Origin of the sequence: Paraprevotella xylaniphila YIT 11841 (assembly GCF_900683745.1) — a bacterium.
GTDB classification, from domain to species: Bacteria; Bacteroidota; Bacteroidia; order Bacteroidales; family Bacteroidaceae; genus Paraprevotella; species Paraprevotella xylaniphila.
Genome location: NZ_LR215980.1, coordinates 4,107,843 through 4,125,322, shown reverse-complemented (window position 1 = coordinate 4,125,322; position 17,480 = coordinate 4,107,843). Strand labels below are relative to the sequence as shown.

Genomic DNA, 17,480 nt, shown 5'->3' with positions numbered 1-17,480 from the left:
ACTCCACGTAAGCCGTTCGGCTTCTTTCAAGAACCGTGTGAACACCAGTATGCCTTTACGCTTGCTGCCTGTAACGGTGTTGTTCACTAGCCTTTGCACGATGTGCACGAGGTAGCCGTAGAAGTCTATCCTTTCGTATTCCATGGTGACAGACTTGTCCGTGTAGTCGGCACCGGTGGTGTTCACTTTCAAGTTACGTTCGTTCCAACCGACAGGATTCATCGGGTAATAATTCAACTTGGACAAATACCCCATGTCCAAGAGGGTGGAAATCTGAACCTGATAAATCACCTCGGAGAACACACATGGTCTTGTCCGGGTGATGAACTTCAACATGCTCCCGAAATCACGGCTTGAAGAAAGGCGGTAAGGTGTTGCGCTAAGACCTATGATCTTACAGTTTAGCTTTTGAAAGAACTCCTTATACATACCCTCTTTGGGATTGCACAAATGAGCTTCATCTACAAGCACAAATTTGAAGTGGCTGAATTGTTCCTTATGGTTGATTGCAGAGCCGATGGTGGCAAATGTTATCTTTGCTATCTGTTTTTGTCTGACAGATGCGGAATACACAGCACAATCAAACGGACAGATTTTAATCATCTTCTCATAGTTTTGTACAAGTATTTCCTTGCTTGGGCAAAATATGAGTACATTGTCATTTAGCCTGTTCGCTATATCTGCAATAACCCATGATTTCCCCCCGCCCGTTGGGATAACTATCAATCCGTTGTGTTTTACTTTTGGGTTGAGGAAAAAGGCTACCGCCTTGTCGGAGGCAGCCTTTTGATAATCTCTAAGTTGGATTTCCATCATGATGCCCTTTCTATCAGCGGAAGTATGTCCTTCCTTTTCAGCGTCTCATAAATGAACAGCCTCCCTCTTTGCGTCCATTCCGTGTTCATTATCACGTCAGGACGACCGTCATGATGCGTGATGTTTACCGATTTGCTGTGGACATAACCTTTTGACATGTAGGGCGCATAAAGAATCCATTGCCCGTTCACCTTCCGTTGTATCCCGTTTTCGGCCAAAAGTTTGTTGAATGCTTTGGCGCTCATCCCGTAGTCTTGTGCTATCTGCGTTGTTACCACCGTGCCTTTGCTTGAGAGGATGATTTCGAGGTAGTCGGTCTTTTTCTTCATCTCTACGATTTCCGCGCTCATGACCGATATTTGTTTCTGCTGTTCCTCTATCTGCTTTTGTTGGTTGGCGGCGAGCATGAGGGCTTCGCTGAACGAATGAGGCACGAGGTAGCCGCCGGACTTGGCGACTTTTTCACAAGCGATAAAATATCTCCGTGCTTGCTTCCCTTTTTCGTTACCCTCTAACATCGAAAGCTCTTTTGCCATGTCAACGGATAAGGCATATTCGATGAGTGGACGACCTCCAGAGGGGTTATTCATAAAATTAGGAAAAACCTCAAAATCCTGATTTTCAACGAAACCGTATTTCTCGATTCTATTCTTAATCCAATCAGCAAATTTTTGATTGCTTTCCAAAAAATGATGTAACTCTCTTGCAGATACGGCGCGTTTGCCGTTCTGCTCCGTGATTTTAATAAGTTCATTCATGTGGTACGATTGATTTAAATGTTAGACAATAGAACTTTCAAGCAATCCTTGTGTGGGTCGCTTGAACGATAGGTTTTACAGAACTCTGCAAATGCTTCTAAAAGTCCGTTGGATAGGATGAAATAGTACGCCTCGTTTTTGGCGTTCTTCTCTATTTCAAACTTACGATAAGACACAGTTTTCGCACTGCGGGGCGCAAAGTTGCGGGTACTATTATTCGCCTTAACTCTGATTTCGTTGGTCTTTGGCATTGAACGAAATTTAAGTTATTGAACGAAGAAAGGCTATCGCCTCCCGTCTCGCCAAAGACCGATACACATAGTGAATATGAGCATCCAATGGGATTTGATAGCCTTATATCCTTGCAGATATGTACGCTTACAAACGAACATAAAAATATGCCCACTATTCAACTATTTATGTAGTCTTTGGCGAAGACATTGCAAAGATAGCTCAAATTTCTGAAATGCCAAGCAATAGCCTTATTTTTTTATCCGGTGGGCAATATCATGATGGCATTGTTCTTCTTCGCTTTGTTGTTGAAGAAAGAAACGGCGGCATCAGAGGCTTTCTGTTGGTAATCTCTTAGTTTGTACATGGTCAATAGTGGGTTGTTATGGTTAATTCTTTTACTCCATTCATGTAAAGGGCATGAAAATAGGCAGGAATAAACGTGTTCATATCTACCCAGCCTTTTTTAGCCATGTGTATTATCCAGTCTTTTTCAGTCAGTCTGGACTCGTCTATAGAATACATTGGATGTCCTAAGTGGCGCAAACTTCCATCTTGTTTCACTTCCCAATCTTTAGACAATTTGTCGGATTCATCGGTGTAATCTTTTTCAATATCCAGGAATGACACATATTCTCTTTTCATCTCGCCTTTTGCTTTAATTTTTTTCATACTTTTTATCCAATAAAAAAGGCCGCAACCTTACAGGATGCAGCCTTTCAGTTATTCTTTGTATTGCATATAAAAAAAGCGGTGAAAATAAATTCCGCCGCTCCGTAAACAAATGCCTGAATTGCGAATCAAACGAGTTTCAGGCGGGTTATCTTATTATTCTACGTTCAACTCCCTATGCTGTTCCAAATACATATCCCTTAAAGGCAAGCTGAGGATGAAACAAACATCCTGTAGGGAAAGGTTATAAGGCTTGTCTTCTCCGGATTGGCCTTTCAGCGTATAAGTAGGTGATTTATAGACAAAATCCTTTAAAGGCTTGAATATATCATTGTCTGTATTGGCCAAAAGTACCCAATAGGCCGCGTCTTCCACATCCAAAGCCGCTTTGGGATTTCGTTCGTCTATCTTCGAGAAAAAGAAATCTTTGTTAGCTTCCAAAAATGTTTTCCCATTTATGTCTCCAAACACCCTCACCCCGTTATCGTTCAAACGTCGTGGGCTTTTCTTTAATGAAAAAATATTGGAAATGCTCTCGTCTTTAAGCACTAAAATATTCTTTATGGTAAGAATATCGTCTCTCATGCTTTCTAAATTAGATTTGAGCACCGTAAGTTCAGCCTCGTGATTTCCGCACCGGCTTTCCAGTTTATCGTGTTTTTGGTCGTGTTTGTCCTCCCATTTTGTAAGCTTACGTGAAGCTACAAAGCATGTCACACCTACTATGATGACAATGGCAAAAGTAGGCCAATTTGCAAGAAGATATTCCAATATGGTTTCCATGTCTTTTTTTTATGCTTACTCTCTGTCTACAAATATAAGCGATTTGCATGCAGGATGCACGTGCTGCGCGTTATAATTTAGTTTTATTTAAAAAACAAAAGTATGATAAAACAGTTTTCAAACGCCCTTTTCCTTTTTCAGTTCGCGGACTTTTTGGGAATATTCCTCAATAAGTTCCTTGTACTCGGACTCTGAGTATTTACGGCTTTCGTTCTTCGCCCTGTATTCCACCATGTCAACCCTCTTTTCTCCAATTTGGGCGACAAGGCCGCGCCGGAACATTTGGGCATTGCCTTGGTTGTAAATGTTGCACGCCACACATTGGGGGCGGCAGTTGTCCTCATCAAAGCGCGTGGACATATACCGGCGTGACATGTAGTGGCCGTTCTGTATCTTTTTCCAAGGTTTGAACGCCCCACAGCTGATGCACTGGCACATACCGCCAGGAAGCGCGTATTTGAGACGGATGTATTGGGAAAAAACTGTATCAAGCTTCTTTTTGTAATCCGGCTTCTTCTTTACTTTGATACCTGCCTTGTCGAATAACGGCAAGGGCTTTTCTTTCTTCTTTGGCTTTCGTTTTATGTAGTACGGCATAATTCATTGTTTTAGTTTGTGGTAATCGGCAGGACTCGAACCTGCAATCTACCCGTTAACCAACAGGCGCGTTAACCAATTCCGCCACGATACCATGTGCCCGTCCTATCTTCACAGACCGGAGGGGCGTTGTTTTAACTAATACCTAATCCTAACCAAATAGTATAATTATAGTGGAGGCCGCCCCGGAATCGAACCGGCTTCTTTACCGTATGGCAATATCCTTCCATGTGGACGAACGGCCTCGGGGAATACTCCTTATTTTGTCATTTTTAGGAAATTCGGTGCAATGCCGTACAGCGGTGTTTTACCGTCCCATTTGTCGATGAATTGTTTATAAAGGATTTCTTCCGTCAATCCGCGTGATTGTATCAAGGCTTGCTCAGTTCGTAGTTGTTCAAGCTCGTTCCGCTTCTTCTGCTCTTCTATCTGTTGATCTAACACGGAAATATTGGTGTTCACTTCATTCCGGCTGTCTATCTTCTCGCGTACTTTGTCAGAAAACTCCAACTGTGCAGAAAACGACTTCAATTCAAGTCCACGATCCTCAAACTCATTACGGACAATCTCTTCCAATTTCTTTTCAAAAGCCAACGACCCACCGTCTGCCATCAGTGTATCGGTCTTGTATTTGCGGCTTTCTTCTTTTATCAAATCATAAATGCGAGGTTCTAAGATATTATCCTCCAAGGATTGCATGAAACCGTCTTTTCCGTTCTCGGTGTCGGCACGGTCGATGTGCTTGTTGTCAAACACCACGTCTATGGCACGGCTCTTGGAAACCTTGTAAGAGTAGACCGGGCGAGCGGTAAACTCGGTGTTGTCGGCGGCTTTCAGCATGACGGGTTCGGAAAATTCCCCGCGTTGGTCGAACAGTGGCACTTGGAACAGCTCCGTCCCCGGCTCGACTACCGACACTTTTCCGGAAACTATGGAAAAGTCCTCTTTCCCGGACTTACCATAGTTTTCCATCAATACGCCCGCATAGTTGGGGGCCACGCGTTGGCACGATGACATTACAAAAAATGCAGCAATGAATGTGAACATGGTTTTAATCTGAATCTTTTTCATTCTTAATAAATTTAATTAGTTTGTTGAGAAAATAAATGATTGTTGCTATTATGATTGCGATGCCCAACCACGCATTGACGTGGTTGAACAGTTTGTTGCCTGCCAGGCATCCGGCCAAAAGCACTATGACGGGTATGAAGTTACTTCTCATGAAAAGTACGATGTTTGGGTTGAAAACTCCGGTATCCACCAATCCGGGATGAAATCATTCTCCATGCACAGCCTCCTATACTTCAATGATTACGATGTCAGGCGCAACACCTTTGATTGCTTCTATCTGTCCGTCAATCACATTGTTCTTGTATTCTTCAATGGCCTCATTTGCACCGGCAGAAACAAGGGATAATGAAACATCACGGCCATCCACATCTGCATAAATCTCGACCTCTATTTCTTCACATGCAAAGCCTTTGAAAAGAGGAATGTTCAGCTTGAAGGACTTCGGAAGATTGGAATCTACCACTTGCGAATAGTTGTCAACCTTGCTTCCATTTTCCTCTTTGCTGCGCTCGATGTCCTGATTTACTTTAGCCTTGAAATTTTTCAAAGTAGAAACCAGTGTCATGTTCTCAGCCTTGTCCTTGAAGAAAGCCCGGTGCATCTTGAAGAACTGGGACAGCTTGATAGGCTCCCATTCTTTTCCTGTGTTTACTCCGAACTCCAACATTTCTTTTGAAAAACACAATACGCCATTGATTTGTGTACGGTAATAATTGGTCTCGTCTATCGTGAGAAGCAAACTCATGTTATTACGGCTTACAGTAATATTTGAGGACTTCTGATTGATAAGTTCCACACGTTTTTCCAACCACCGTAGAGGTGCATCGATAGTACCTTCAAAGACAACTCTTTCTGGCTCTTTGGGGTCGAGTGCTGCGGGTGCTTCACCTTCTCTTAATACTACTTCAATAGGTCTGCCGTTGTAATCTTTCGGCACAACCAAGTTGATTTTGTTCTCGCTCATGATTCTGTTCCTGTTTTACGGTTAATACTGAATACTGTCTTTTGCATCTCTTGTGGCATGATTGGACGACTGTAAACCAATTCGCCAAACCGGTTATAGAATCCGGCCATCTTTTCCTCATGGTAGAGGATTTTGGCACATTCTTCATTGTCCACGAACTCCGAACCTTTCTTTATATGCTCCAAGAGTTCTTGTTTCTCCTCGTTCAAAGGTTTCAACCGCTCTTTGAACTCTTCCATTGCCTCTTTCTTCTCAATCTCAATGTCGTTGATGGTGATTGAAACCTCGGCCAATGATTCTTTCTTTTGTGCCAACTCGTCAGGATTAAACCTGTGGGTGTAACCAATTCTCTCTACTGCATCGGCATTGTCCTTTAAGAATTGCCAACGCTCTTTCTCAGGGATGTCCTGACCCAAAAATTTGTCCATAATCAAATAAATTCTTTATTACGTTCTACTTCTATTTCCATTAATTGTATCAACCTTTCCTCATCGGGGCTTGGGATATAGATACCGGCATTTGACGCACACCAGTTTCTGAAACGGTCTACCGTAAGGGCAAATTCAGAACTGTCCAATTCGGAAGAGCTTCTAAGGTACTTCACATGCCCAAGATATTTGTCTTCCCTTTCCCGAATAAAAGTACCAGGGTTGCAAAGAATCTTGTAATAGTTACGCTTCACATATTCCATGGTTTCACCGATTTGGCACCCGAAATATGAAAGGCAGACATGAAGGTATTTGTTGGCCTGAATGCTCCTCTGTGGTTTCTTCTCGATCAAATCAAATATCTTTTTGTCCTTGATGAGCTTTTCCAATTTTGCCCTTGCCTGCCCGGCGTGGAGTTCGTTGGAACCGTCGTACCTCATAAATTATCAGAAAGGCAAGTCGTCAAGAGGTGACACGCTTGGGGCTGCGGCCACTTGTTCGGGGGTTGGTGCGTTCGGTTGCGACTGGTAGGTCTGCAAGTCACCGATGAAGTAGTTTTCCCCCTCCTTCCGTTCTTCTTTCTTGGGGGAACAAGAAACGAAGTGGGTATATGTCCTGTCGCCAAAGGTTGCAGGTTCTTTCCTTTCCCCCACAAAGATGTTCAGGAATATACGTTCCTTTCCGTCCTTGCACATGATTTTCTTCATCTGTGAGCGTGGTATGTCGCTCAGGCAGATACTTCCATATAAACTGCTCATTTTCTAATGTTTTTTATGTTACTATTTCACTTTTAAAATCACGCTTCCGGAAACCTTGGTTTTGATGAGATAAGCCTTGTAAAGGTCGGGATGGTCGGAGGCGAAACGCTTCTTGTCGAAGTCTTCCCTTTCGCTGTCTTCCTTGCGTGTAAAAGACACTCTGTCCCCGACCCACTTGCTTACACCGGCATTCTGCATCTCGAATTTTACGCCATCGGCCAGTTCCTTTTTCTTTTCTGACCAATATTTATATTGCCGGTCGATTTCGGCTATGGCATCTTCCATGGCGGCATATTTTTCCGGAAGGCTCGTATCCGTGAAGGAAAGGGCATAGGGGTTGGCGAATTGCTCACCGTTCACCTCGTGCTCCATCAATGACACCACCACACCATCCGGGATGCGTTCAACTTCCACGAGTTCATGGCGTTCTCCGCGTAGCCAGATGGCATAAAGGTGGAGGACTTTTGCGCCGGGATTCTGACGTTCAAAAAGGTAGGCGTAGACGGAAAGCTGCCACCTGACATATTCCTTGTCAAGCTTATAAGTAGTCTTTATGTCAGCCAATGTAAATGTTGATTCGCCATCCCTGTAAACCTTGTCGATGCAGCTTGCAAAGTGTTCGTTGTCTGATACAAGGTATTCGCTTTCCTCATGCTTCAGGGCGTATGTCTCTTTCAGTTCCTTGTAGCCTATTGCCTCTGGACTTTCATGTTCCACACCTAGACTGTCCACCAACTCACAAACCGAATGGATGAATGAGCCGCGTTCTGCGGCGTTGCGCATCGTTTCTTCATCAATCCCGTCATACTTTCCGGGAAAGAGTTGCCGTGAAAGCATGCCGGTTATCCCGTCAAGCATCCTGCCGGCCGGCGTTATGTAGGTGTGAGTGGCCGGATAAAACACGACATCCGATTTTTTAAGCTTGTACATAAGGCACCTCCTTTTTCCTTTCACCCAGACGCTTCATGAAAGCCTTGTCATCATGAAGCATGGTATATTTGTTGAATATTTTGGATAGTTCGGCCGTGTCCTTGGCAGCATCTATCTCTTGGAAAGCCATGTCCCGGTTGTCGGAAAGCCCGTCGTCCTTACCGCCGGTGTTCGTGTCGTCGCAGTCTTTCGTGTCGTCGATACAAAACATTCCGTTCAGGGCGTACTTCCGGGCATAGGAAGAAGCCGCTCCCGTCACCTGTGAGCCATCCATGCCTTTCTTGCTTTCTTCTTCACGAGCATAAGCGGTAGTCGATACGGTTTCGCCGTTCTCATTCTTTAATGTGACGGTGGCCTTTACATATATGCGCGTACCAACAAGAACCATTTCGTCGGCGATCGTAAGTTCGCACTTATGTTCATACAATAAGGGCTTCAATGCCTCCAGTATGTCTTCGCAACTCCGGTACTTGTACTTCCCGAAGTTGTTCCATTGCCCTTTGGGAGCTTTCAGGCTGTGTTGGATTTCTATTAGTTCTTTCATTTTACTTCCAATTCTGATTTGAGGAATTGCTTCAGGTCACGACCGTAATAAAACGGACGGCCATCCGAACCTGTGATAATTATTTCATTGTCCCCCTCGCTACAATCCCGGCTATATTCGCCATGGATAAGGCTTGTTTGACTTCTGCCTTGGAGTAGTAAAGCGGAGAATTACGACCAACGCCTTTCCTTGTCGCCCGAATGACACCTTCCGAAACCAAACGGTTAAAACGCTTGATGTCTATCCGCATCATTTTTAACCAAAGTTTTATTTCAGATGCCCGGACTAAATCTTGCGGTGGCTCGTATGCTTTGACGGCCTGCATATAGCCCACTTGAACAAAGTCGGCTATGACAGAATTTAGTTCTTGAATGTCCATGATAATTTACTTTATACATATAATAGATATATAACCGGGATATTCTGTTGCAGAAACCCTAAACTTCACATCCATTGCTGTTTTCAGTTCACCCAAAAGCCGTCCCGTGCTATTTCTTCGGCTTGCTTCTGCCCTGATTCCATTATATCTTTTTTTCTCGAACGGGACTTTGTACACATCCCCTTTTTTCATGCTGTAAAATAAGCCAACATGAGTATAATTTTCATCTATCATTATTTCCTTTATCATATTTTACCTCCTTTCCGTTACCATAAATTTTTATCCGACAATGTGTCATAATACTCTTTGTTAGCCATGTATTCTTCGGCTATCTCACTGTCCGTGTCATGCCCCAATACTTTGATAAGTTCATAAACATGCGGATTCAGGTTGTTCACAATCTCGTTTGTCCGGTCTGCGTGTCCGGCTAACCCTAATGCCACTATAAACAATGTGGCGATTCCAATGTTTCTTAATGTTTTCATATTGTTTGTTTTAGTTTGCTACCCCTCAACGGCTTAAACCGGTTGTTACCCCGAATCTTACGGGAGGGGATATTTTAATTTCATCACGCTGCTGTCTCATGCTCTTCACGGTTTCACGCCGTGCCTCACCGCCATTCGATTGCTTTTACGCTACTGTAACCCGCATCTGCTATGTGTATGTTTCGATTCTATCTCACTGCCATACCGCTTATTGCGCCGCGTTACTTTCAAGCCCACGCGGACTGGCTACCATTTATGCTTGGGTCAAGCCGTCTTTATACTGTTTCCGCCAGTGTCTTGTTGGTGGCCGGGGAATCGAACCCCGGCTTCATCCCATCACCAATATATCCCGTATCCGTAACCTTGGGCGCGGTCTAAGGCCATACGGTTGTCCATTGCGGCCTCATATTCTTCATCGTCACGCATCTCTTCGAGATATACTTCGTTGTCTATCTTTTCGCTGCTTACCGAATTCTCTATCAGCTTTTGGATGTTGGGGTATGCCTTACGGGCATCATCACCGTATATCATAGCTTCTACTTTACCCGCCAAGGCATCGTATGACACTTCAAGGTCGCATGTTCTACCCTCAAAGTACGCGTGTGAGGTGCGTTCCCAATGGTTGAACCTGTTTATCAGCTTGTCCTCTATCGTAGCCGCAAGACTTATTAATTGACTTTTGATGTTTTTTCTCATAATCGTGCGTATTTTAAATTAATAATCGTATATTTGTGACGTTGTTGTTTCACGTTGATGATGCAAAGATAGATATTTTATCAATATATTCGATTTGTATATTGATAATTTATCAAGCTATTAACGCTAATTAACATAATAGAAATGAGGGAAAAAATGTTCAGATTTGACAAATACATGAAATACAGAAACTTGAATGATAATCAAGTTACTGTAGAATGTAAACTAAGCCAAGGGTTGCTAAGCCAAGCAAGAACGGGAAAGAGTGACCTCGGTAATTCAACAATAAATAAGATATTGAATATTTATCAAGACTTAAACCGTGTTTGGCTTTTGACTGGCGAAGGCGAGATGCTCAACTCGGCTTATTCAAATAATAGGGTTACCATGAATGGTAATGAGAATATTAGTAATATCGGGGGACAAAATATCAGTATATCCCTTCCCGAAGAGGGTTCTCAAAAAATTATTAAACCGGACGGGACTGTGGAACTGCATTCCATGAGTAAAAATATAGATAATTCCAACAATACCGATAAATTTATTGAACTTCTTAAAAAAAAGGATGAGCAAATCGACCGGTTAATAACTTTGTTGGAAAAGAAATAAATCAGAATGTTTAATCAATTAATATATTATGGAAAATAAACTTTATATAACAACCACAAATAAATTCGAGAATGGCGAAATACAAAAATATATGGGATTGGTATGTACAAACGTAGTTGTTGGTACAAATGTATTTTCTGATTTCGCAGCTTCTTTCACTGATTTCTTTGGAGGAAAATCGAATTCATATAGAAATAAATTGGAATACATCTATAAAGAGGCTTTGAAAGATTTAGAGAACAGAACAAGAAAGCTTGGTGCAAACGCAATTGTTGGAGCAAGGATAGATTTTGATGAAATATCCGGAAAGGATAAGTCTATGTTTATGGTTTCCATATCAGGAACAGCTTGCCGTGTAAACATAAACGAATCAGAAATAAAGGAAGAAATCCAATCAGGAATTATAGAACAAGAAGTGTTAGAAAAAGAAATTAAAAAAAGAGAAATCATTAAATCAATAAAAGAGAACCAAAAAGTAGAAGAAGAATGGATTGAATTCATGCAAGAAAATCCTATAAAAGAAATCATTCCTGATTTAATTGGATTATACATAGCAGAGAAAAAAAATTATAGGGCTGTAGATGGAATCTTTAATGTAATTAAATCTTACAATAGAGGTGATTTAATACCAATATTATATGATAAGATTTTGGATTATAAAGATTTCCAATACAGTATTGATATAATTAAGAGACTTAAATTATTTGATGCGAATAGGGTGTTAAATATTTGCAAGAATGACCTAAAGAAAGGAATTTTACTTTTGAATATAGAACCCAATTACTACAAAAAAGAAGAATTAGAGTACATGAAGGGAATATGCCAATATTATGAAAATATGCCCAATACTGGTAAAATAGAAAAATTAAAAACTGGAGTATTTAATAAAAAAGAAGAAGATAAATTTATATGTGAAAATGGTCATACAAACAATATTGACTCTATTTTTTGCGCAAAATGTGGTGTAAATATAAATGGACTGAATGAAAAAGAATTTGAAGAAGTAAATGAATTTAAAAATAGAGTTCAAGTCTTGATTGATATTTTAAAGTAAAGTGCAACTAAACTAACACAAGATTCCTGTTAATCACCCAAACTTTAAATATTCGGACTTCAAATTGAAGATTTCCGATGTTTTTGGAGTTTATAAAGTAATTTTATATTTATCAATTAAATAGTCATATTATGAAGAAAGTATTATTAATACTGCCCATGTTGGTGGCTTTGTTTTTTATTGGGTGCAGCAGTGACGATTATAAAGACAATAAGGAAATCAATTTGTTAAATGGGACAAAATGGTCATATACAACCTCTACTTTTAATCATATTCAAAAAGAATTTGAAGATAAGGAGAATAAAAGTAATGTGGAATATCTTTTAAGAATATGTCCAAGTATAAATTATACAATAGAAGATTATAATATAGGAGAAGAAAAGTTTAAAATCAATCTTTGTGAACATAATGGTCATTCACGTCACGAAAAAGATTCTTTGAGCTTCTATGACCAAAAATGTTATTATGAGTATAGAAGTATTGAATACATTCAGGATGTGACAAAAACAACAGAAACTGCAACATATAAATTTAAAGAGGGGAATTATATTGGGTCTTTTGGAGGTAGCAGCTATTTTGGTGTAACTGTAAAAAGTTACGGCGTTTATAGGAGTACGATTGGAGGAGATGTTGTTGTTATACCACTCGACGGGAATTATTGTTACAACATGTCTTCAGTAAAATACTGTTCAGAAGTATTGGAACAAGAGATTGATTCTGACACCAAAATACTTTATTATGATTTTGATAAAGATAATATATCTATATTCGACGGAAGTTATGATATAAAAGGAAGCTATTCAGACTATTATATGAATCTAAACTTTAATCTACCATACGAAAGAAGCGTTATGTTGCCGAAAAAGCAATAAACTCCCTTAAAAGTTCATCGCATTCAAAACAGAGCACAGCCATGGAACTGAAAGACTTCGTAAAAGAAACATTGGTACAGATAACAAAAGGAGTGAAATAAGAACGGATGCAGAATCAACCATGGATGAGTTATTGGTGACAGGATAGGCAGGGCATTTAAAGAATAGTTTTGCAAATTGTTTACCCGTTGTTTTCCCTTGTTGGAATAAAATAGATGTAAATGAATTAAAAACAAGTAGTTAATAAACAACTCCTCTCAGATTGTGGTTCTGAATGTCGTGGGTTCGAATCCCACTAGTCACCCAAAGAAAAAGGATTTCCCGTCGGGAAATCCTTTTTTAATGCCTTTATATCGTACTCCCCGATACAAAAGAACAGACAGATGCTCCCTTGCGAAAACATCCGTCTATTACGAATCCGAGAAATCAGATGAGGGCTGCCTCAAAAAATATATTGGACACGTAATTGCCCCAAGAATAGGTTTTTCTTGTAAAATTCATTGCAATGTTCTCCTACAAGGACATAACTTCCGTTCAGTTTTACGGCCAAATATTCATTCAAATAGAAGTTAGCTCCCAACGAAACGTCGCTTTCCCGTCCGCCCATGATGCCGGCCCTGCCATCGTTCAAGTTCGTATAATTGAAACGTGCCGTGAGTTCTACGGCCTGTTTACTGCCCGGCCTGCCGGGAATGCCGTACAGATCGTCATACGCAAACCCTCTTCCCCGGACCAGAAAGCCTGCCTGCACGTATCCTCCCTGCGGACGGTAAGCCTCCCCTTCCGTACGATTGAGACGGTTCAGAAAGTATTCCCCCTGTGCCATGAAACGCGGAGTGGTATAAAGTATCTCAAAAACGCCTTTGAGTTCTGTCCCTAAACGATCCACGGTGGCTTCCATCAATGGAAACGGGAACATGGATGTCACGCCATCATTCGATACAGTTTTTGTCGGCGGTTCCACCGTATTCACCGGTTTGGTACGGAAAGAAAAAGCACCGCCCACATGCAACAGATTCCCTTTCCACCGCTTGCGCCAAACGCCCCGCGAAGTGGAAACCAAAGCGTTAACCTGCCCGTCACCGATTTTATTGATGTCGTTATGCGTATACAATCCCGTAGCCCAATATCCAAATGGCAGACTGGAATGATAAGTCAACCCGAGCTTGCGTCCGTCCGTAAAAGCCAATACGGATCCGGCCGACTGATGAAAGCGCATGTCTGCCGTACTGATGAGCATATCCATGGAATAAGGTTCATAAGCATTTCCTAACGAAAGGACACCATGTTTAAAGTGATAGTTCAACAACAAATCCTTGATGGCTACTTTGTTTCCTCCCAAACCAATGTCGGCTTTCATTTCATATTGCCTGTAAGTAGCTTTGAAGCCCACACGGAAATCTTCCAAGCGATAATACCCCTGCACATTTTCCTTGCCATAACCGGACACAGCGGCATCCAGCAATGCCCTCGAACGAAACTTCACGGTAAGAGGTTCGTCCGCCAGTGCCGTCATAAAGCAACTTCCCATGCCCAACCACACGCATGCCATCCATTTTCTCATACGCACCGGTTCAGTATGTTCATGAATTGCGGAAGTGCCTCTTCCACAGGTATTGCCCAACCATAATCCGCCACATTGAAGATCGGAGCCGTACGGTCCGGGTTAACAGCTATCACGCAACGCGCTCCGGTGATGGCCGCCGTATGCTGTATCTGTCCGCTGATACCGATGGCGATATACAAATCCGGAGCTATCGTATGCCCGGTCTGCCCCACTTGCACGGAAGCGTCCACCAATCCGGCTTCTACTGCCGCACGAGACCCGGCCACCGTCGCACCGATACGTTCGGCCCACTCCCGGATTTCATCGGCACATCTCCGCGTTTTCACGCCTCGTCCTATACCTATTATAATAGAACTGTCGTTCAGCGAAGTTCCGGCCACTTCTTCCGCCACGGTCTCCAACACGCGAACACGGCTGTCGGCTCTTCCTGCCTCATAAGCATGATAGACGATTTCCCTCCTCCTCGAAGTATCCCTCTGCCGGGCTTTCATCACCCCGGGACGTACGGAAGCCATTTGCGGCCTACAAACGGGGTTGACAATCGTAGCCATCAGATTTCCTCCGAAAGCCGGGCGTATTTGGCGCAACAGTCCGCTGTCCGTATCCATTTCCAACTCCGTACAATCTGCCGTCAATCCGGTATGCAGTACAGCAGCCAATCGTGCGGACAAACCACGACCGCATGGCGTAGCCCCGATAAGCAGGACCGAAGGATGCTGTTTGCGCACCAAGCCGGCCCACACCTCCGTATAGTTTTCCTCCACAAAATCCGATAGAAGCGGAGACTCCACCACGTGCACGCGGTCTGCACCGGCGGCTATCAACTCATCTGCCCATGCAGCCACCTCACCGCCTATCAGTACAGCCTCAACCGGTTGGGGACGGCAAGCCGCAAGTGCCACAGCCTTTCCCAAAAGTTCCCGGCTTACCGGTGCCAAAGCTCCGTCCATGACTTCCGCCCACACCCAAATGCCATTGGAATCATCCACAGGCTGTTCCTGCCTTTCATCTTGACGCTGCATCACCCAAGCTCCAACCGGACAAGCCTGCACACAAGCGCCACATAACCGGCAATTCTCTTCATCCACCTCCGGAAAGTCGCCCATACGGATAGCCCCATAGGCACAACTTTCGGCACATATTCCGCAGGATACACATTGCCCGGCCTGTAATTGAAGTATAAAATCCTTATCTTTATTCATTTTCATCTTGCTTTTTAAAAATTAATTCCGCGTCTCATGCTTTCACGGACGACTGCAAAAAACTTTTCCCCGTCGGGAAGCCATTCCACGTCTTTCTTCCGTTGAGGCACCATAGTAGACACTACTTGAGTAGGAGATGCCTGCAATCCGACCTGCGAAGGTTCCAGTCCCAAGTCGCATTCATCCCAATGAAGGATGGCCTGCCGCTGAGCCCACCGCCAACCGGCCAGTGTGGGACAATCCAGTTCCCCCGTCTCCCGACCAACCGTCACGACACAAGGCAAATCCACCTCCATACGTTGGAGTAAACGACCGGCCTTCTTCCTCACACATATACAAGTATCCGATATGTCCGAAACCTCCATCAAATGCGTCACTTGGGGAATGTCCAACTGTCCGGCTACCTCAGGCCCCACTTGTGCCGTATCGCCATCCACCGCCATTTTCCCGAAAAGCAACAAGTCGTATTCACCCAACTTGCGCACGGCTGCCGCCAGTACCAGGCTCGTACACCACGTATCGCTTCCGGCAAATGCCTTGGAGGACAACAAAACCGCCTTATCCGCCCCTCTTTGCAAAGCCTCCCGGAGCACTTCTTCCGCCGAAGCGGGTCCCATGCTTACCGCCACTATCTCAGCCCCCGTCTGCCTTTTCAATTTTACTGCCAACTGCAAGGCATACAAGTCATCAGGATTTGTCCGGGTCATGGCCGACGAACGCTTCAGCGTCCGGGTTACAGGATCCATCTCTACCTTTGTAGACAAAGGCACTTGCTTTAAGAATACAATATACCGCTTCATATCTTTCGCTTTTTTATCTTCCATATATCCGAACCCTATCCACCTTTTTTATTGGAACGGGCATCCGCACACCTTTTTTGAAACTCAACCGAAAACGAGTCCACTGCCCCGAAACGGTCCGGTGCAAACCCGGCCGGATCCACAAACGGCTCTTCCCGCAAAATCAATTCTGCGGCCAAGCGTCCCATACCTCCACCGGCAGCCACGCCTCCTCCACAGCATCCGGCTACGGCATACAACCCTTCGTATGGACGCACCTGCCCGATAATGAATTTGGCATCCGGCACGTAACATGAAGGCCCGGCCACATAATGCGCGACACCCAGCGTTTCTATGTCCGGAAGATAACGCTGTAGCAACGGGGCACACTCGTCGAGCACTTTCCATTCGGCTGCCTTATTGAAATCGAAATCCTCCAACTTATCCGTCAATGTGTCGGGATTGAAGGCTTGACATTCACTTTCGCGCAAGCCGATAATCAACGCCCCCACATCCGAACGGGTGAAAGCACGGGCATCGGGAATCACCGTAAAAGGATGGTTTGCCGGAAAACGCCCGGGGTTTGTTCCCGTAATCCAAAAATGACTCCGTACCGGAGTAAAAGGAAGCCCTACCCCTAAAGGACGCATCAACAGGTTGGCCCACGAGCCTGCGGCATTCACGACAACCGGCGCCAGTACTTTTTCCCCGTCCGCCAACTCCACTCCTGTCGCCTTGTCTCCAACAGCCACAATGGCTTTTACTTTCGTATTCGGACGCAATTCCGCCCCGAGACTTCGTGCAGCACGTGCATAACCGGAACATAACAAAGCACAATCTATAAACGCATCCGTAGGCATGTAAAGCGCCTCTTCTACCGCCGAGACCTCCATCCAAGGAAGAAGTTCTTTCAAACGCCTCCGGTCGATACGTTCATTCGGTATTCCGAAACGTACGGCCGCTTCTTCCAATGCTTCGAGTTCTTTCAGCGATGCGTCGGACGAAGAGATGGTCACACTGCCGCACTGCTGCAGTTCGAGCGATTCCCCCAAAAGGCACTCTATTTCATCGATGCAATCATACGTTTCCTGCACCATTTCCATCAAAGCCGGTTTGGTACGCGCCCGTGTCAACAGGCAGGCTGCACGGGACGAAGCCTGCGACGCTATCTCGTTGGCATCCAACAACAACACCTTCCCCGCCTTACGTTTGGCCAACTGGTAAGCCGTGGCGCATCCCAACAAACCGCCACCGATAATTATCACATCATAATCCTGTTTCATCG

The 17,480-nt window shown here is 43.9% G+C and carries 24 protein-coding genes and 1 tRNA gene; 4 read left to right on the top strand and 21 right to left on the bottom strand.

Going from position 1 to position 17,480, the window contains the following annotated elements:
- The 7 genes from E0E47_RS17165 to E0E47_RS17135 all read right to left on the bottom strand — a co-directional run.
- On the bottom strand, positions 1-813 hold an 813-nt coding region (locus tag E0E47_RS17165), incomplete at its 3' end, for a DEAD/DEAH box helicase (RefSeq protein ID WP_130894415.1).
- A complete protein-coding gene (locus E0E47_RS17160) occupies positions 813-1,574 on the bottom strand; it encodes a phage antirepressor KilAC domain-containing protein (protein WP_130894284.1) in 762 nt (253 codons plus the stop codon). The genes E0E47_RS17160 and E0E47_RS17165, both read right to left, overlap by 1 nt.
- 600 nt (positions 1,575-2,174) lie before the next feature.
- Complete coding sequence (locus E0E47_RS17155; RefSeq protein WP_130894283.1) at positions 2,175-2,477, bottom strand: hypothetical protein; 303 nt, start codon at positions 2,475-2,477, stop codon at positions 2,175-2,177.
- A gap of 156 nt (positions 2,478-2,633) precedes the next feature.
- Entirely contained in the window at positions 2,634-3,260 is a 627-nt protein-coding gene (locus E0E47_RS17150; protein ID WP_130894282.1) for a hypothetical protein, read from the bottom strand.
- Positions 3,261-3,377: 117 nt separating this feature from the next.
- Entirely contained in the window at positions 3,378-3,857 is a 480-nt protein-coding gene (locus tag E0E47_RS17145; RefSeq protein WP_130894281.1) for a recombination protein NinG, read from the bottom strand.
- Between the two features lie 19 nt (positions 3,858-3,876).
- A tRNA-OTHER gene (locus tag E0E47_RS17140) sits at positions 3,877-3,951 on the bottom strand.
- A gap of 164 nt (positions 3,952-4,115) precedes the next feature.
- Positions 4,116-4,928, bottom strand: a complete 813-nt coding sequence (locus E0E47_RS17135; protein ID WP_232038508.1) for an SPFH domain-containing protein — start codon at positions 4,926-4,928, stop codon at positions 4,116-4,118.
- Between the two features lie 35 nt (positions 4,929-4,963).
- On the opposite strand from E0E47_RS17135, the gene E0E47_RS17410 reads away from it, so the two are divergent.
- Positions 4,964-5,131, top strand: coding sequence for a hypothetical protein (locus E0E47_RS17410; protein WP_172604736.1), 168 nt, complete (start codon positions 4,964-4,966; stop codon positions 5,129-5,131).
- Positions 5,132-5,154: 23 nt separating this feature from the next.
- Here E0E47_RS17410 and E0E47_RS17130 read toward each other — a convergent pair whose 3' ends face one another.
- The 10 genes from E0E47_RS17130 to E0E47_RS17085 form a co-directional block, all read right to left on the bottom strand.
- Positions 5,155-5,892, bottom strand: coding sequence for a hypothetical protein (locus E0E47_RS17130; protein ID WP_130894280.1), 738 nt, complete (start codon positions 5,890-5,892; stop codon positions 5,155-5,157).
- A complete protein-coding gene (locus E0E47_RS17125) occupies positions 5,889-6,320 on the bottom strand; it encodes a hypothetical protein (protein ID WP_130893121.1) in 432 nt (143 codons plus the stop codon). Before E0E47_RS17125 ends, E0E47_RS17130 begins: the two co-directional genes overlap by 4 nt.
- 2 nt (positions 6,321-6,322) lie before the next feature.
- The gene (locus E0E47_RS17120; protein ID WP_130893122.1) at positions 6,323-6,760 is read right to left on the bottom strand and encodes a hypothetical protein; all 438 of its coding nucleotides are present in this window, start codon (positions 6,758-6,760) and stop codon (positions 6,323-6,325) included.
- Between the two features lie 6 nt (positions 6,761-6,766).
- Positions 6,767-7,078, bottom strand: a complete 312-nt coding sequence (locus tag E0E47_RS17115; protein WP_040602507.1) for a hypothetical protein — start codon at positions 7,076-7,078, stop codon at positions 6,767-6,769.
- 21 nt (positions 7,079-7,099) lie between these two features.
- Positions 7,100-8,008: a hypothetical protein gene (locus tag E0E47_RS17110; RefSeq protein ID WP_130893123.1), complete on the bottom strand. Its 909-nt coding sequence runs from the start codon at positions 8,006-8,008 to the stop codon at positions 7,100-7,102.
- Positions 7,995-8,552 (bottom strand): ERF family protein, encoded by a 558-nt coding sequence (locus E0E47_RS17105; protein WP_130893124.1) that lies wholly within the window; start codon positions 8,550-8,552, stop codon positions 7,995-7,997. The genes E0E47_RS17110 and E0E47_RS17105 overlap by 14 nt, the downstream gene beginning before the upstream one ends.
- 79 nt (positions 8,553-8,631) lie before the next feature.
- Positions 8,632-8,931 (bottom strand): hypothetical protein, encoded by a 300-nt coding sequence (locus E0E47_RS17100; protein ID WP_130893125.1) that lies wholly within the window; start codon positions 8,929-8,931, stop codon positions 8,632-8,634.
- Between the two features lie 6 nt (positions 8,932-8,937).
- A complete protein-coding gene (locus E0E47_RS17095) occupies positions 8,938-9,180 on the bottom strand; it encodes a hypothetical protein (RefSeq protein ID WP_130893126.1) in 243 nt (80 codons plus the stop codon).
- A gap of 17 nt (positions 9,181-9,197) precedes the next feature.
- Positions 9,198-9,416, bottom strand: a complete 219-nt coding sequence (locus E0E47_RS17090; protein WP_130893127.1) for a hypothetical protein — start codon at positions 9,414-9,416, stop codon at positions 9,198-9,200.
- Positions 9,417-9,752: 336 nt separating this feature from the next.
- On the bottom strand, positions 9,753-10,112 hold the full coding sequence (locus E0E47_RS17085) for a hypothetical protein (RefSeq protein ID WP_232038507.1): 360 nt from the start codon (positions 10,110-10,112) through the stop codon (positions 9,753-9,755).
- Between the two features lie 177 nt (positions 10,113-10,289).
- On the opposite strand from E0E47_RS17085, the gene E0E47_RS17080 reads away from it, so the two are divergent.
- The 3 genes from E0E47_RS17080 to E0E47_RS17070 all read left to right on the top strand — a co-directional run bounded on the left by E0E47_RS17080 (position 10,290) and on the right by E0E47_RS17070 (position 12,647).
- The gene (locus E0E47_RS17080; protein ID WP_130894278.1) at positions 10,290-10,721 is read left to right on the top strand and encodes a hypothetical protein; all 432 of its coding nucleotides are present in this window, start codon (positions 10,290-10,292) and stop codon (positions 10,719-10,721) included.
- A gap of 28 nt (positions 10,722-10,749) precedes the next feature.
- Positions 10,750-11,775, top strand: a complete 1,026-nt coding sequence (locus tag E0E47_RS17075; RefSeq protein ID WP_008624964.1) for a YbjQ family protein — start codon at positions 10,750-10,752, stop codon at positions 11,773-11,775.
- A 131-nt stretch (positions 11,776-11,906) separates the two neighbouring features.
- Complete coding sequence (locus E0E47_RS17070; protein ID WP_130894277.1) at positions 11,907-12,647, top strand: hypothetical protein; 741 nt, start codon at positions 11,907-11,909, stop codon at positions 12,645-12,647.
- A gap of 442 nt (positions 12,648-13,089) precedes the next feature.
- Here the strand turns inward: E0E47_RS17070 and E0E47_RS17065 are convergent, their stop codons facing one another.
- The 4 genes from E0E47_RS17065 to E0E47_RS17050 are packed head-to-tail and all read right to left on the bottom strand — an operon-like array spanning position 13,090 to position 17,478.
- Positions 13,090-14,211 (bottom strand): porin, encoded by a 1,122-nt coding sequence (locus E0E47_RS17065; protein WP_130894276.1) that lies wholly within the window; start codon positions 14,209-14,211, stop codon positions 13,090-13,092.
- Complete coding sequence (locus E0E47_RS17060) at positions 14,208-15,416, bottom strand: electron transfer flavoprotein subunit alpha (protein WP_232038506.1); 1,209 nt, start codon at positions 15,414-15,416, stop codon at positions 14,208-14,210. Before E0E47_RS17060 ends, E0E47_RS17065 begins: the two co-directional genes overlap by 4 nt.
- Before the next feature lie 14 nt (positions 15,417-15,430).
- Positions 15,431-16,216 (bottom strand): electron transfer flavoprotein subunit beta/FixA family protein, encoded by a 786-nt coding sequence (locus E0E47_RS17055; protein ID WP_232038505.1) that lies wholly within the window; start codon positions 16,214-16,216, stop codon positions 15,431-15,433.
- Positions 16,217-16,251: 35 nt separating this feature from the next.
- Positions 16,252-17,478 carry an NAD(P)/FAD-dependent oxidoreductase gene (locus E0E47_RS17050; RefSeq protein WP_130894273.1) on the bottom strand — a complete coding sequence of 409 codons (1,227 nt, stop codon included), beginning with the start codon at positions 17,476-17,478 and terminating at the stop codon, positions 16,252-16,254.
- Positions 17,479-17,480 lie beyond the last annotated feature (2 nt).